We start from the raw sequence: 14,775 nt of genomic DNA, 5'->3' as shown, positions 1-14,775 counted from the left end.
AGGCCGGCCGACCTGTTTTAAAACCCGTGCTCGATCCGTCCGTAGATCAGGACGGTCAGGCCGTAGATCTGCCCCCCGATGAACGGACCGGCGATGATGATCATCACCAGGATTGCAACGATCTTCGGGATGAAGGTCAGGGTGATTTCCTGAACCTGGGTCAGCGCCTGCAGCAAGGCGATGGCGATCCCGACCACCATCGCGGGCACGATGGCCGGCGCCGATCCGATGATGATCGTCCAGATCGCCGACCTGACCAGGTCGAGTGCATCGACTTCGTTCATGGTCAGGTGATCGTCACGCCGGCACCCAGCAGGATGCCCTTGCCGTTGTCGAGACCGAGAACCGTGCCGTCGGAATAGATTTCGACGGAGGTCACCACGCCGGAATTGCCGTTGGCATCGGTCGCCGTGCGGCCGATCAGGTCATCCACCTGGCCGAAGGACATGTTGGTCAGCATGGTATCGAGCTTGGAATTGGTTTCGATCGACTGCTCCACCTGGGAGAAGCTGGCAAGCTGGGCGAGCTGTTCGGAGGAATCCACCGGATCGGTCGGATCCTGGTTCTGCATTTGCGCCATCATCAACTGCAGGAAGGCGTCATAATCGACGGTGAGCTGTTCCTTGGCTGCGCTGGCCGTGGTGGTCTTGTCCGCGGCGGTCGCGGCATTTACTGCGGAAACGGTCATGTCGGAAACTCCTTTCAGGCACAGGCCAGGCGGACAACCTGCTCGATTTCGGCCTCGCCGCCGCTCATCAACGCGGCTTCCGTCGGATAGAGGCTGCGCACAATCTTCATGGCCTCGAACCAGCGGGATTGCTCGTTCATGGTTTTGACCTCTTTCAAGGACTCCAGAATGTGCGGATTGGAAAAGACGGCCTTTGCCGAGCGCATCATCATCTCGAACAGGCCCTGGACCGACGGTGCCGCGACCGGGTCCATCACCATCGTCTGCAGGACGAAATAGAGCTGGCGCAACGGGGTCGTCGCATCTTCGGGCTGAAGGACATGGTTTTCCAGGAGGAAGACCGCATCATTCATCAGTTCCAGATTAGTCTTGCGCTCCACGCGCAGGACGGCTCCGTTCACGAACAGGCGCTCGCCCGCTTTCAGACCAATTTTCATCGATTTATCCGTTCAGGCTGTCGCGAATGATGCAGTTGATTTGAATGAGCGGATCCAGGCTTTGGCTTTCGTTCTGCCGGATCCGTTCGGTTTCCTTGATCGCCCAGATGCCGATCGAAATCAGTTGGGCGCGCAACGAGGTGGGCAATTCATTGTTGTCGTCGGTCAGGCTTTCCAGGAAGTAGCCCCAAAGACGCCGGGTGTAGAACAGGGCTTCGACCGTTTCGCGGGAATTCGTCCCGGTGTCTTTCGCCAGCTCCAGCTTGGCGATGACGATGTTCATCGCTTCAAGTTCGTTCAGTTTTTCGTCGGCACAGATATCGTCCATGGTCTCGGCATAAGACAAATTGTACATGGAACCCTCTCTCGTTATTCAAGTCGTTGCTGCGGGGCCAGATTGCCGGCGGGATCAGAAGTAGTTGAGAATGCTCAGCTGCTGGATCCGCGCGCTGATCGCATAGGTCGTCTCCAGCTGGGTGATCGCGGTGTTCAGGTGAACCGACGTTTCCTCCAGATTGACGTTTTCAAGCGCATTGATGCGCTGGTTCAAAATGTCGGTCTGAATGGAAATGCGATCGTTAGCGACCGAGACGCGTTCCTGGGCCGTCCCCATCTCACCCATGAGGTTGGTAACGCCCACGATCGCCTCACCGATCAGCGAGATCGACTTGTCGACAACGGCCTTGTAGGCATCCGCGCCGAGGTTGTCGTTGCCAAGGTCGGACATCATGGTGAAGGCCTGGGCCAGTTTGCGGAACGGCACTTCATTGGCGCTCACCGACGTGGTCAGTTCCTCGCTCGCCGAAATCCGGCTGACGACGGTCTGATCGGAGGCACTCGACCAGTCGTTGCCCCAGTTCGGATCGGCAAACAGCGCGTCGAACGGCCCGTTCAGATAGGCCGTCATGGCCGCGCCGGTAATCGTCGATACGTTCGAATCGGTCTGGGTAAAGCCGAATTGTCCGAGGAAGGCCGCATCGGCCGCGATCTTGTTGGGCTGCAACGGATCGTTGTAATCGTTGATCGGCGCCACATCGGAATTGATCCCGGCGAAGATGAAGTTGCCGTTCAGCTGGGTGTTCAGACGCGACATCAGCAGCTCCAGATTGCCCGCCGCTTCCGTTTGCGTCACCGAATTGCTGCCATTGCTGTTCCTCACGGCGACCAGGGTCGCCAGAAAGTCTTCCGCAACGCCGCGCATGTCTTCCATCGCTGCCTGGGCGACGTCGAGCCGCGATGCCGTCAGGCCGTTGGTGTCGGCAATGGTGTTCAGGAATTCGAACTCGGAGCGGAGCGTGACGGTTTCCCCGGTCTTGCTGCCGAGATCGAGCCCGACATCGAATTTCCGGCCGGAGGATAGCTCCGTCTGAAGCTTGTTGACGTTGCCGGCCTGGCTCATCATCTGCCGCCGGGCGCCGTCCGACATGGAAATCGTTGAAATATAGGTCATTTTCATAGCGGCTTACCTCGCAGCGGCCAGAAGGTCGTCGAGCATGCTTTCGACGGCGGTGATCAGTTTTGCGGCGGCCGCATACGCGCGCTCGATGTCGAGCATGCGGGTCATCTCCTCATCGAGGTTCACGCCGGTGGCGTTCGAAAGGGATTCCGCCGTTCTGGAAACGATGACGGACTGGACTTCCAGATCGCTGGTTGCCGTCTGACGCCGACTTTCCAGCCAGCTGACCGATGACGAGGCGAAACCGGACAGCGTGTCGGTCGGATCGAGTTCCACGCCGCTGTCGAAAACCCGCGGCGCATCCATGGCGTCCAGGTAGTCCTGCAGGCGTCCGCTGTAGCCGGCGAGATCGCCCGGGTTGTAGTCGTAGTTCGGATCCAGCGGATCCGAGATACCGCCATCTCTCAAAAGGTCCAGGTCGCCGCCCTGATCGGGATCGGCATTGGCGTTCACCTGGATGTCTGCGGCCAGACCGATGACCAGTGTACCGGTCGCGGGAACCGCCGGCCCGCCCGTCCAGGTGAAGAGACCTGCCTGGTCCGGTCCGGCGGCGACCTGGTCGATTTCGGCGAAGGCTTCCACCAGGCCGCGGGCAATTTCGTCGAGCTGGCTTTGATAGGTCACCGCGACATCATCGCGAAGCGTGGTCAGCCCCTGCAGCCGTCCGCTTGAAATCGGCATGATCGCATTCGGTCCGGCGACCGGCACCCCGTCGATATAGACCTGATTGCCGATGGTTGCCGGCCCGAACGTGTTGGTCTTGTCGAAGCTCACCGTCCTGGCCGTGGTTTCAAACAGGGTCACGCCGCTGTCGGTATAGACCACCATGCCGCCGTCGGCCTGTGTCAGGGTCCGGATCCCGATTTCCTCCGACAGCGAAAGCAGGACCTGGTCCCGGCTGTCCAGGGCATCGGTCACATCCGCACCGCTCTGGGTTCCCCGGACAATCACCGTGTTGAGATCCTCAAGCTGGCCGAGCAGCTTGTTGATTTCATCGACGGAGTCGTCGATGGCCGCGTCGGCGTCGGCGCGAACCGACTGCACGAGGTCAGACCCCTCTTTCAGGGATCTTGCCATGTCCTTGGCATTCTGCAGGAAATCCTGAGCGAGAATGGTGTTGTTCGGGTCCGATGCGTAGGCCTGAATTGATGTTTTCAGGTCCCCGAGACGGGCGGACGGCGACATCTCCAGCGCCGTATCGCCGATGGTCTCGTTCAGACGCTCCAGCCCGTCGAGCACCGCCTGTTGGGAAGACCCTGCTGAAGTGGAGGTCAGCAGCGACGTATAGAGCGCGCTGTCGGTGGTGCGGGCAATGCCCTCGACCCGGACACCGCCGGACTGGCCGGCTTCGGAATAGACCGAGCTGAGCATCACCGACTTGCGGGTATACCCGGCGTCCTGGGCCCCGGCGATATTGCGCGAGGTCGTTGCGGTTTCCGCTTGCCGGGCCGCGAGTGCGGACTGGGCGACCTGGAGTGCGACGGACAGACTCATGACATGTTACTCTCGACTTTTCCGTGCGTTAGCGGACCAGGTTGACCAGTTCTTCCAGAAGGTCGGAGCCGGCCTTGAACACCTTGGAACTTGCGGTGTAGCTGCGCTGGGACTCGATCATCGAAGTCAGCTCGCTGGCGAGATCGACGTTGGAGTTTTCAAGGGCGCCAACGACAAGGTTGCCGAGACCGCCCTCACCCGGGAAACCGACCCGCACGTCACCGGATTCATTGGACACACGGTAGAGGTTGCCGGAGACAGGGGTCAGCTTGTCGGGGCTGGCCACGTCTGCGAGCGGGATCTGGTAGATCGCGCGCCGGTCGCCATTGGCGTAAAGGGCGTAGAGCGTACCGTTTTCATCGAATTCGACGTCTTCCACCGAGCTCGGCGCATTGCCGTTCGCGTTGACTTCCGTCACCGTGAAATCGGCCGCCAGATAGGTGGATTCCGCAAGGTCGATATCAAAGGTTCCGCCGTTGGGAACAGTCACATTGATGACGGTCGGACTTGCCCCGGTCAAATCACCGGTCGTGACGTCATAGGTGAGGGTCTGGGTCGAAAGTGCGGCGGACGAATAGGGAAACCCACCGCCGGCCGCCGCATCCGCAGCATCGTAGATCGCCACTTCCCAATCGGAGTCGACCGCGGTTTCCGTGACCTTGGAATAATAGACATCCAGCGTCACCTCGTTGCCGAGGTTGTCATAGACGACCAGCGAGGTCTTGGCCGAATAGGTGGCGGTCGCCGCGTTGGCCGACGGCAGGTTGGCCGCCGCCACGATCGCGGCATCCTCCGGCACGTTGGTCCAGAGCGTTGCGTCATCGGTGGGAACCGCTTCGAGCCGGTTCTGGGAAATGTTGATCCGCTCCATGCCGCCAAGGCCGTTGGCCACCGGCGTCGGTGTCGAACCGTTGGAGATCGGATAGCCCTGCAGGTAATAGCCGGCCGTGTTGATCAGGTAGCCTTCGTCGGTCGGAACGAACGATCCCGCCCGGGTCAGCATCGGGCTGCCATCCTTGTCGGAGACCACGAAGAAACCGTTGCCTTCAACCGCGAGATCCAGGCTGGACGTCGTGTAACTCAACGCGCCCTGGTCGGTGATGGCATATTTGGTCTGGGCCTCGACACCGCCGGAATTGTAGGTCCCGCTTCCCTGAGACAGAACCAGGGAGGAGAACTCCGACGCCGCGCGCTTGTAGCCAGTGGTGCTCGAATTGGCGATGTTGTCTGCAACCGTGCCAAGCTTGCTCGACTGAGCGTTCATGCCCGAAACACCGGTGCGCATTACTCCATAAAGACCCATGGAACGTCTCCCGTTTCCAAAACTTACTGGAGACTATTCAAGGGGGTTTATCTTGCGCGAAGCTGTCGCCTTGAAAAATAGACGGATATTTTATTTGAATACGAGACGAATTATTTTAAATTTTAAATATAGCTTCTGGTAATATCTCGCCGCCGGCGCTTAACTGCAGAAATCCCGGGACTTTTGGGTCCATTTGCCGAAGCCGGTCGCTACCATGTTTTCGATCACCTTGCAGACATACCGCTTTTGCGCCGGGTCATTGTCCGGGCCGGCATGGTAGCGGGCGACCGCCATGGTCCATGACCCCTGGCGCCGGCGCAGCTCCTTCAGGAAGCGCGCCGCGTAGCGCACATTTGCGCGGGGCTGCAGCATCTGATCGAGCGATGTGAATTTCGAACCGTGGTAATACTGGTTGATCTGCATGCAGCCGATGTCGATCAGCTTCTTGCCCTGCTTGTGGGCCTTGAGCACATCGGCCTTTGCGGCTGCCGCCGAGGGCGGAAATTCCGCCGCTCCTTCAATGTTGAGGGCATAGGGGTAAAGCGAATTGCGCCGACCGGTTTCGGTCAGACCGACGGCATAAAGCACCCCAAGCGGAACGTGATATTGCCGTGCGGCCGCGACCATTTCCTGTTCGCAGACGTTCTGGACTTCCGCAGATGCAGGCGTGCCCGTCAAAGACAGACCGCTAAAGATAGACGCCGCCATCGTGGCGCTGATCCATACCTTTTTCATCTTCAACACTCCTTGTGAGGTCTTCGCCGGCGAATTGATCCGGGGCTTGGCGGCCCTGCTCCCGGTTTTCCTGGCGGCCGCCCTGCTGCAGCGGGTTCTGGAAGGATCCGTTGCCTGCATTCTGGTCCGCCTGGGAGAACGAAGCGCCGTTTGATTGGGGCTGTCCGCCATGATGGGGACCGGCAACCCGGTCGTCCGCCGCGGCGTGAATGGTGATCGATTCCGCCCTGTGCCCGGTCGCGCGAAGCATCTGATCGAGCAGTTGCCGATCCTGTTTCAGCATTTCGGCGGTTTGCGGATTGCTGGCCGTCATGGTCACTTCGACATTGCCGCCGGTGATTTTCAGCGAAACCTTCACCGTACCGAGTTCAACCGGCGTCAGTTTGATTTCCAGGGTTTTGACGGCCTCGCCCTCCGGCTTGATCGACAGCCCTTGGGGTTCGGCGGCAGCGCGGGAGGCTTCCGCCTTCAGGCTTGCCACAATCCCCTCGCCCAGCTGCTGGATCGGAGACAGGCGGAAAGACGGCGCAAAATGGGTTTCCTGGCGGATGACCTTGACCGACGCCGCATCGATTGGAGGCTTCAAAGCCGCCGTCTGCTTGTCGGCAACGCGGCCTTCTGAAACGGCTTCCGGTTCGACGCCGAACTTGGCGAACAGGTCCTCGACCCCCATTTCGCCGATCGCCGGTGTCCTGGCTCCGCTTGCCGATTGGGTATTGGCGGTCTGCCCGCCTTGGGCGGCATTCTGCGAAGATGCTTGCCCGCCCGTCTGCCCGGCCGCCGTGTTCGGCGCAGCCCTGGTGTTTTGAGCGGCTCCGCCGGCCAGTTGTTTCAAGACGCCGGCAAGGACATCGGCACCGCCCGGGGCCGTATCCTTAGGTCCATTCCCGTTTTCACCGGCATCTGATCGGTCCTCAACGTTTGCATCAGCTGCTGTTGCGGCGGGATCAACCATGCCCGATGGGGTGCCTGTACCGGCTTTCATCCTCCCGCCTGAATTGGCGCCTTGGGCGGCGGATTTTTTCAGCGTTGCATCAGCAAGCTGGGGCTGCACGGGCTTCGCCGTCGTAGCGCCCTCTTCGCCATCCTTCTTTGCTGTGCCTTGCAACCTTGCCTGCGCGGTCCCGGGTTGAGCCGAGGCCGGCTTTTTCCCGGTCAGGGACCGCATCAGGTTCAGGAACTGGTTCTCCTGGGACGGTTCACCGCCGTCGCCCTTTTGCTGGTTGCCGCCAAGGTTTGTCTTCGACGGTGCCGGGCCGCTCGATTGCAGCAGGGGAGAATTCGTGTAAGTCATCTCAAGGGTTCCCCGCTTGGTCCAGAAGCTTGTCCGTTTCCGTCAGCAGCTGATCGGCATGGTGCATGACCGGGGTGATCCACTCCGGGTCCGCCGGTTTGCTTTCCGGCGTATAGGAAGAAAATTCGCCGATGACATTGGTGGGCGGTTCCGGCCAGTGGCGCACGGAATTCATCACCGAATAGACCGCATCCAGTAGATCCTGCTCGTCCGGTTCCAGAAGGGTCTTGTCGACGGACCAGAGCGTATCCCGGACGGCCTTGATGTCGGCGGCGTCCAGCGTGGCGCCGGCCTTGTAGATCTTCAAAAGCGCTTCCTCGCGGGTTCCGCCCATGGCCAGGGGGATGGCCCGATCCGCCACCTTGCGCACGATGGCAAGCTGGCCGTTCAGCAAGGCGGTTCGCGCCATACGCAGGTAAAGGGTCCGCTGGGTGTCTTCATCGAATTCGTTCAGAAGGCTTTCGATCAGTGCGAATTTCTCGGGACTTTTGGCAAATCCGAGCGTGTCGATCGCCAGCATGAACCGGCGCCTGAAATCGCCGGCATAGATGGAATTCCGGAACCGTCTCAGATAGGTGATGGAAAGCGTCTGGAACCGTTCGATATCCCCGAGTGTGCCGGCAACGAAAACCTCCCGGCGCAGGGCGGCTTCTTCGACCAGGCTTCCGGGCAACAGCAGCCGGGCAAGGCCGAGATAGGTCAAGGCGGTCTCTGGCTTGTCACGCACGGTGACGGCCGCCAGGGCCAGGGCCACATGACCGCCGAGGCTCGGCGGCAGTTCGCGGGGATCGAACTGGGCCAGCAATTCGGCGGCCTGTTGTTCCCGGCCTTCCACGTAGGCCAGCGCCCCTTTCATCAGATCCGGATCGGTTCGGGGCAAGGGATCGAATTTCATCAATTCCCGCATGACCGCCGGATGACCGCCGCTCAACAGGTGAATGACAGCGGCCCGCGCATTGCGCGGATCCTGCCAGACCACAGCCGGAGCATCCATGAAGTCCTTTTCCATGCGCAGCAGCAGGGCCCGCTGGGCTGCCAGGGCCTGGCTGTTTCCCTGGGCGACCTGTGCCTGCAGCGACTGCAGGGTCCGGACCATTTCATAAGGCGGCATGACCGGTTCCGCGTGCAGCGTTGAAACCGCAAGACCGGCCCAGCCTAAAACCGCCAGAAAAGAAGCTGAAAGTCTGCACAGCATCAGCTCGCCTCCTTCAGGAAGATTTCAATCCTCCGGTTGGATGCCGCATTGGGATCTTCGGGATGTTTCAGGTCACGGTCCGCGTAGCCTTCGACCCGCTCGAAGCGCTTCATCGGGACACCGCCGCGGGCGAGCATGTAGAGAGCCATGTGTGCCCGGGCCGTCGACAGGCGCCAGTTGTCATAATTCCTGGAGCGGAACGGCCGGGCATCCGTATGGCCCTTGATGACGATCTGCCCCTTCTCCGCACTGACGACCTTGCCGATGCGCCCGAGCAAGGCGACGAGCTCCGGCCGGGGTTCGGCCGACCCGATGGCGAACATGCCGAAATTCTGGTCGTCCGTGAGACTGATCAGGACCCCGTCGTCGACTTTATCGATCGTGACGCGGTTCGCGGTCTCCTTCATGGCGCCGCTGCCCGTCGTGGACAGAGCGATATTCAAACGTTCCATCAGCGGGACGCCGTCAGCCGGATCGGACGCTCCGGCTGCTTTCAACTTCAGCAGCGCTTTCTGCTGGTCGGAAAGACCATAGTCGCCGGGCTTGGCCTCATTTGCCTCGTGAGCAGCCGTTTTGCCAGCCAGGAGGTGGGCAACCACGCTTGCATTGCCGTCCCCGACCTTGGCAGGGTCCTCCGAGCCCGGTATCGGCTGAGACTTCGGTTCGATGACCGTAACCATCTCCGGCTGCGTCTTGTCCGACTTCTCTGCGGTGAAATCGACCTCACCGGCGCCGCGTGTGGGAAGGAACTGCCAATAGAGCGGATCGAACGGATCGCGAAACGCGTCGCCTCCGCGCGCTCCGGCCTGCTTTTCCAGTCCGTCGCCATAGGATTCACGATCTGAATATTTGACTTCCTCAGTAGAGGCCGCCATCCCGGCAAGCTTGTCGAGCACGGCGTAAGGGTCGGCGAAAAGCTGGGCCTCGGAATGGGTCTGGGTGAACTGCCCCTTGGTGTCCCCGGAGCTGCGTTCGGAAGCCTCCGGAGCAATCCCTTTCCGGATATCGACGCCATCCTTGCGGCCGTTGCCCGCATTCAGGTCGCCTTCCGGTAGATTGGCACCGTCTTCGTTGGTCGTACCGGCGACATTCGGATCGTTCAGCCCCTTCTTGTTCGGCGCGGTCGAAGCGAGCTTGACGGGATTGAAATACTGGGCGACGCCGCTCTTGACGCTGTCGTCGGTCACGTTGATGAGCCACATGACAAGAAAGAACGCCATCATTGCGGTCATGAAGTCGGCATAGGCGATCTTCCACACGCCATGGGGATGGGCTTCCCCTTCCCAGGCAGGCCTGCGCCGGACAATGACGATTTCGTTGGGCAAGGTATCCTGCATGCTCACTCTGCCTCCATTGCCAGACGCAGTTGCGCCATCCATTCGGCAAACCGTGTGTTCAAGGTTGTTTCGCCGATCACGGTTGTCAGCTCGGCAGCGGCAGCGGGCTGATACTCAATCCGCCCTTCCAGCCCGCCCGGGTCTGCCCGGAGCAGGTCCAGAAGCGCCTCTGGCCCGCTGACGCGGACCAACATGCCCTGATCGCCTTCCAGGAACCGGGAAAGCGTGTCGCGGAACGATGCGACGATCCGGCATGCGATCTGTTGTTCGATCAGAGGTTCCAGGACGTCTGCCACGCAGGCCGCGATCCGGTTCTCGAGATCATCGAACGCGGCTTTCATACCTTCGCCCAGAAGAGCGGCCTGATCCGAAAGCAACGTTTCCCGAAGAGCGGCGACTTCCGCGTCATGGGCCTGGCGTTCTTCGGCAAGCCGGGCTTCCAGGCGCTCGGTCGCCGAGGCCTCACCAGCCTTGCGGCCCCGTTCGTATTCTGCGGCAAGCTTTTCTTCCAGGGTCGGCTCCGGCTGTTCCTGGACATGCACCGGCATCACTTCGGCCATGACGGCGTCCGTCGAATTCAGCGTCTGGAACGGCCCGCTGTTCAGTGTCGGAATATAGGCTGCAATGTTCCCGCGCATCGTCATGCCCTTTCGCTTTCATAGAGCCACTGGCGCAGGATCGCGGCCGATTGTTCCTCGTTGTAGTCCAGGAGGGATTCGAGCTTCTTCAACGGCGACTGATTGAGCTTGGAATTCAGGTCGCTCAGCATGGCGGTATGATCCGGCGACGTGAGATAGTTCTGTTCGGAATATTCGCCATTCAAACTGCCGCCTTCCGGCATCATCGCCATCTCGGCGATTTCCGCCGTTGCCGTTGCCGCTTTCGGGACAAGGGCGGCAACGGCCGGACGAAGACCGAACCAGATCACCATGCCGGCCACGATCAGGATGGCCGCGGCATTGATGATATTGCCGAACTGGCGCAGCAGGTATTCCGATACGCTCAGGGGCGGAATCGGCTCGAGGTCACGGCCGGCATCGATGAAGTCGACCACGGAGACCTTGACCATGTCACCGCGTGCGGCATCGACGCCTGCGGACGACGCGGCAAGTTGCCGGATTTCCTCAAGCTGCTTGTCGATCGCCGTCTGGTCCGGTTCGCCGCCAAGTGAGGCATTTAGTCTGGCACGGTCGACGAGCACCGCGATAGACAACCGATCCACCTTGAAACCGTCCTGTGACGTCTCGATTCGCTTGGACGAAATCTCGTAGTTGACCGTTTCTTCGCGACGTTGATTTTCTTCGCTGGACCGCTCACCGTTTTTCGCCTGAACGTTCTGCTCCGGAATATTCTGCTGCACCGTTGTGGGCTGCTCCGTGCTGGCGTTCTGGGAATTTTCGTTTTCCCGGATGGTGCGGACCGATCTTTCGGTCCTGGATTCCGGATCGTAGATCGTCTCGGCAATCTTGCGGCGGTCGGTATTCAGATCGGCGGCAACGCTGACCTGGAAATTGTCGATCCCCAGATAGGGCGTCAGCGTCTTGCGGATGTTTTCCTGGATCCGGCTGGAAACGACGGCCTCGAGGGTGGCGAGCTGGCCGGCGGATGCCTTTGACGGATCGTCGCCCGCTGCAAGCAGTTCGCCCGATGTATCCAGAACGGTGACCTTGTCAGGCGTCATCCCCGGCACGCCGGCTGCCACCAGATGGCGGATCGCGTCGGCAGTGCGGATGTCGTCGGATTTTTCCGATCGGATCACAACAGAGGCCGATGGCGGCTGCTGATCGCGACGGAACGAGCCTTTTTCCGGCAGGACGATATGGACCCGGGCGGCCCGCACGCCCTGCATCAGCTGGATGGTCCGGGCGAGTTCGCCCTCAAGGGCGCGAACCCGGGTCACTTCCTGCATGAAGGAGGTCAGGCCGAGGGACCCGAGATCGTCAAAGAGTTCGTAGCCGGCGTTGGCGCCCCTCGGCAGGCCTTTTTCGGCCAGCAGCATCCGCGCCTTGGCGGTCGCTGCGTGATTGACCATGACGGCGGAGCCATCCGAACTCACATCATAGGGAATGCCGGCGTCCTGAAGGGCCGAACCGATGCGGGTGACATCTTCTCCGTCCAGGCCGGTATAGAGCACCGTCTGCTCGGGCCGGGAAAGATAATAGGCTCCCAGCCCGACCGTCAGGATGGTTGCGAGCCCAATAAGAGCCAACGCAATCAACCGTCTTGCACCGAGTTCCTGGAGATTTGCCCAAAGTTTTTCTGCTTGCTCGCGGCCAGGCATAGATCACCCCTGTTGCATCGCCCGTTATCATTTGGGCCACTATCGAAGGCTGAGCTTGTGCGAAGGTTGCGCCGGCATACCTTGGCGCGCGTGGACGTCGCCCGGGGCGCCGGACGGACAGGAAATGCGCATATGAAAAGGCCGCGCTCTTCGAGGGAAGAGCGCGGCCCGCGCCGTCCGGAAGACCGGATGGATTAACGGAACAGCGAGAGAATGTTCTGGCTGTTCGAGTTGGCAATCGACAGTGCCTGGATACCGAGCTGCTGCTGCACCTGCAGAGCCTGGAGACGGGTCGATTCCTCGTTCATGTCCGCATCGACGAGCTGGCCGACGCCACGGTCAATGGCGTCCGTCAGGGCCGAAACGAAGTCCTTCTGCAGGTCAACGCGCTTTTTCACGGAACCCAGCAGGGTTGCAGAGTCCGTGATTTCACCAAGGGCTTCGTCCACGTCGGAGATCATGTTTTCCAGGGTCGTCAGGTCGGCTGCCGAGTCGGTCAGGGCCGAGATGTCAAGCGTGGAAACGACGTTACCATTGGTCTTGGCACCGTCCAGGATGCCGTCGGTCGCAGTCGCGTCGAACAGCTCGGTCTGGGTGATGTCGATGGCAATGGTATCGATCGTGATCGCACCGCCGGAGCGGGTGAAGGAACCCACGATGGTTTTGGTTGCGTTGTAGTCTGCAGCACCGGAGTCGACCGAGAGCCAGTTTTCTCCGTTGAAGACAGAGGAGTCGGCAATCGTCTGCAGCTGGCCCTGAAGCTCGGTGATGTCGGACTGGATCTTGGCGCGGTCGACACCCGGCTGGCGGGCGGCAACAAGCTTTGCCTTGATCTCGTTCACAACATCCACGGTGCTTTCCGTCGCCGTGTACATGACATCGACCGTTGCTGCACCAAGACCCAGAGCGTCCTCAACGGCAGACAGGGCCATGTTGTCAGAGCGCATGGTTGTCGCAATCGACCAGTAGGCCGCGTTGTCGGAGGCAGTCGACACACGGTAACCGGTGGAAATGCGGTTCTGCACCTGGTCCATCTGTTTGTTGGTGGCGTTCAGAGTCTGCAGCGCGGTCATTGCCGACGCATTTGTCATAAGGCTAGACATGATATGTCCCTTTCAAGATTGAAGTTAGAGCGGGACATGCCGGATTTTCACCGGCACGGCAGGAATTGCGTCATGCACTTGAACCTTGAAGTTGGCGGTTCAACCTGCCGTGAATTTCAGACTAGACGCGCAAGCTTACGTGAAGCTTGCGCGGCCGAGACCAATTTTAGAAAAACGACCTGACAAGGCTGCCGACCAGGAGGTTCCAGCCGTCGATCAGGATAAAAAACAACGCCTTGAAGGGCAGAGAGATCACCGTCGGCGGCAACATCATCATGCCCATGGACATGGTGATCGTGGCGACGATCATGTCAATGACGAGAAACGGCAGTGCAATCAGGAAGCCGATCTCGAAGCCCCGGCGCAATTCGGAAATCATGAAAGCCGGGATCAGCACCCGCATTTCGACGTCCTCGGGCGCCTTGGCCTCTTCGTCCGTCACCCGGCCGACGGCAAGATCGTCGAAAAGGACCAGGTCCTGCTCGCGTACCTGCGACAGCATGAAGGTGCGGAACGGCTTCGTGATCCGCGTATAGGCCTCTTCCTCGGTGATCTCGTTCTTCATCAGCGGCTGAATGCCGCTCTTCCATGCCTGATCGAAGGTCGGGGCCATGACGTAGAAGGTCATGAACAGCGACAGGGAGATCAGGATCAGGTTACCCGGTGTCGTCTGCAGCCCGATGCCGGACCTCAGGAAGGAAAACGCCACCGCAAACCGGGTGAAACTGGTCACCATGATCAGGATACCCGGGGCGACGGACAGAACCGTCAGCAGGGCGATAACCTGGATGATCCGCCCGCTTGCGCTCGCCTCTCCGGCCGGCAGCAGATCGGACAGACCGGGAACCTGGGCTGCGGCTGCGGTTACGCCGGCCAGAAGGATGAAACCCGCTAACGTTATCCGCTTCATTGCACCACCAGGGATTCCAGAACGACTTCGCGGACCTGCCCCTTGGAACGCATGCGCGCCCGCTCGTTCAGATCCTCTCTGAGGTGCTGCAGGCCGAGCGGCCCCTCGATCTGGGCGATCGTCAGGGTTCTCATGTAGGCCAGCATGTCTTCTTCGATGTGGCTGACAACGATATCGACGTCTTGCTTGGCTTCTTCGCTCAGGATGAGGGAGGCCTGCAGGCGTACCCAGGCGTTCTTCGGCGCAGATAGGTTGGTCACCAGCGGTTTCAATGTCTTGAGACGGGCGTTGAGCACATAATTCAGGTTGGCGGCCGCCCCCTGGCGGTGGTCCCGCTCAAGCTGGAGAACCTGGTCCCGGGTCTCGCTGACCAGATGCGACGCAAGCATGGCGCCGCACCCGACGGACAGGGCCGTCAGCATCAGGAAACCGAGAACGAAAGAGGCCGTGGAAGGCTGGTCCTGGGTATAGGCGGCGCGGCCGGACGGCAGCGAAACGAGATTGGACATGGTGCAGTCTGTCTCTCTCTTTTCCTTGGAATT

The 14,775-nt window shown here is 60.5% G+C and carries 16 protein-coding genes; all 16 read right to left on the bottom strand.

Features of this window, described 5'->3' with window-relative positions:
* Positions 1-17: 17 nt before the first annotated feature.
* The 16 genes from fliQ to HK439_RS05385 all read right to left on the bottom strand — a co-directional run bounded on the left by fliQ (position 18) and on the right by HK439_RS05385 (position 14,742).
* A complete protein-coding gene (gene fliQ / locus HK439_RS05460) occupies positions 18-284 on the bottom strand; it encodes a flagellar biosynthesis protein FliQ (RefSeq protein ID WP_190290375.1) in 267 nt (88 codons plus the stop codon).
* 2 nt (positions 285-286) lie between these two features.
* A complete protein-coding gene (flgD, locus tag HK439_RS05455) occupies positions 287-688 on the bottom strand; it encodes a flagellar hook assembly protein FlgD (protein ID WP_190290374.1) in 402 nt (133 codons plus the stop codon).
* Positions 689-702: 14 nt separating this feature from the next.
* Positions 703-1,125: a flagellar biosynthesis repressor FlbT gene (flbT, locus tag HK439_RS05450; protein ID WP_190290373.1), complete on the bottom strand. Its 423-nt coding sequence runs from the start codon at positions 1,123-1,125 to the stop codon at positions 703-705.
* A 4-nt stretch (positions 1,126-1,129) separates the two neighbouring features.
* Positions 1,130-1,480: a flagellar biosynthesis regulator FlaF gene (gene flaF / locus HK439_RS05445; protein WP_190290372.1), complete on the bottom strand. Its 351-nt coding sequence runs from the start codon at positions 1,478-1,480 to the stop codon at positions 1,130-1,132.
* A 54-nt stretch (positions 1,481-1,534) separates the two neighbouring features.
* Positions 1,535-2,581: a flagellar hook-associated family protein gene (locus tag HK439_RS05440; protein WP_190290371.1), complete on the bottom strand. Its 1,047-nt coding sequence runs from the start codon at positions 2,579-2,581 to the stop codon at positions 1,535-1,537.
* A 6-nt stretch (positions 2,582-2,587) separates the two neighbouring features.
* On the bottom strand, positions 2,588-4,075 hold the full coding sequence (gene flgK, locus HK439_RS05435) for a flagellar hook-associated protein FlgK (RefSeq protein ID WP_190290370.1): 1,488 nt from the start codon (positions 4,073-4,075) through the stop codon (positions 2,588-2,590).
* Positions 4,076-4,103: 28 nt separating this feature from the next.
* The gene (locus HK439_RS05430; RefSeq protein ID WP_190290369.1) at positions 4,104-5,378 is read right to left on the bottom strand and encodes a flagellar hook protein FlgE; all 1,275 of its coding nucleotides are present in this window, start codon (positions 5,376-5,378) and stop codon (positions 4,104-4,106) included.
* A gap of 159 nt (positions 5,379-5,537) precedes the next feature.
* Positions 5,538-6,086 carry a lytic transglycosylase domain-containing protein gene (locus tag HK439_RS05425; RefSeq protein ID WP_235987632.1) on the bottom strand — a complete coding sequence of 183 codons (549 nt, stop codon included), beginning with the start codon at positions 6,084-6,086 and terminating at the stop codon, positions 5,538-5,540.
* Entirely contained in the window at positions 6,067-7,407 is a 1,341-nt protein-coding gene (locus HK439_RS05420; RefSeq protein WP_190290368.1) for a flagellar hook-length control protein FliK, read from the bottom strand. The genes HK439_RS05425 and HK439_RS05420 overlap by 20 nt, the downstream gene beginning before the upstream one ends.
* 1 nt (position 7,408) lies before the next feature.
* The gene (locus tag HK439_RS05415; protein ID WP_190290367.1) at positions 7,409-8,602 is read right to left on the bottom strand and encodes a chemotaxis protein; all 1,194 of its coding nucleotides are present in this window, start codon (positions 8,600-8,602) and stop codon (positions 7,409-7,411) included.
* Positions 8,602-9,939 carry a MotB family protein gene (locus HK439_RS05410; RefSeq protein ID WP_190290366.1) on the bottom strand — a complete coding sequence of 446 codons (1,338 nt, stop codon included), beginning with the start codon at positions 9,937-9,939 and terminating at the stop codon, positions 8,602-8,604. The genes HK439_RS05415 and HK439_RS05410 overlap by 1 nt, the downstream gene beginning before the upstream one ends.
* A gap of 2 nt (positions 9,940-9,941) precedes the next feature.
* Positions 9,942-10,577: a hypothetical protein gene (locus tag HK439_RS05405; RefSeq protein WP_190290365.1), complete on the bottom strand. Its 636-nt coding sequence runs from the start codon at positions 10,575-10,577 to the stop codon at positions 9,942-9,944.
* A gap of 2 nt (positions 10,578-10,579) precedes the next feature.
* A complete protein-coding gene (fliF, locus tag HK439_RS05400) occupies positions 10,580-12,220 on the bottom strand; it encodes a flagellar basal-body MS-ring/collar protein FliF (protein ID WP_190290364.1) in 1,641 nt (546 codons plus the stop codon).
* A gap of 194 nt (positions 12,221-12,414) precedes the next feature.
* Positions 12,415-13,323, bottom strand: a complete 909-nt coding sequence (locus HK439_RS05395) for a flagellin (protein WP_190290363.1) — start codon at positions 13,321-13,323, stop codon at positions 12,415-12,417.
* Between the two features lie 166 nt (positions 13,324-13,489).
* Positions 13,490-14,233 carry a flagellar type III secretion system pore protein FliP gene (fliP, locus tag HK439_RS05390; protein WP_190290362.1) on the bottom strand — a complete coding sequence of 248 codons (744 nt, stop codon included), beginning with the start codon at positions 14,231-14,233 and terminating at the stop codon, positions 13,490-13,492.
* Positions 14,230-14,742, bottom strand: a complete 513-nt coding sequence (locus HK439_RS05385; protein ID WP_190290361.1) for a flagellar basal body-associated FliL family protein — start codon at positions 14,740-14,742, stop codon at positions 14,230-14,232. Before HK439_RS05385 ends, fliP begins: the two co-directional genes overlap by 4 nt.
* Between the last annotated feature and the right edge of the window lie 33 nt (positions 14,743-14,775).

This window comes from Roseibium aggregatum, assembly GCF_014692675.1.
Taxonomy (GTDB): Bacteria; Pseudomonadota; Alphaproteobacteria; order Rhizobiales; family Stappiaceae; genus Roseibium; species Roseibium aggregatum_C.
Note: the sequence above shows the minus strand (reverse complement) of the source record. Positions and strands in the feature narration are given on the sequence as shown.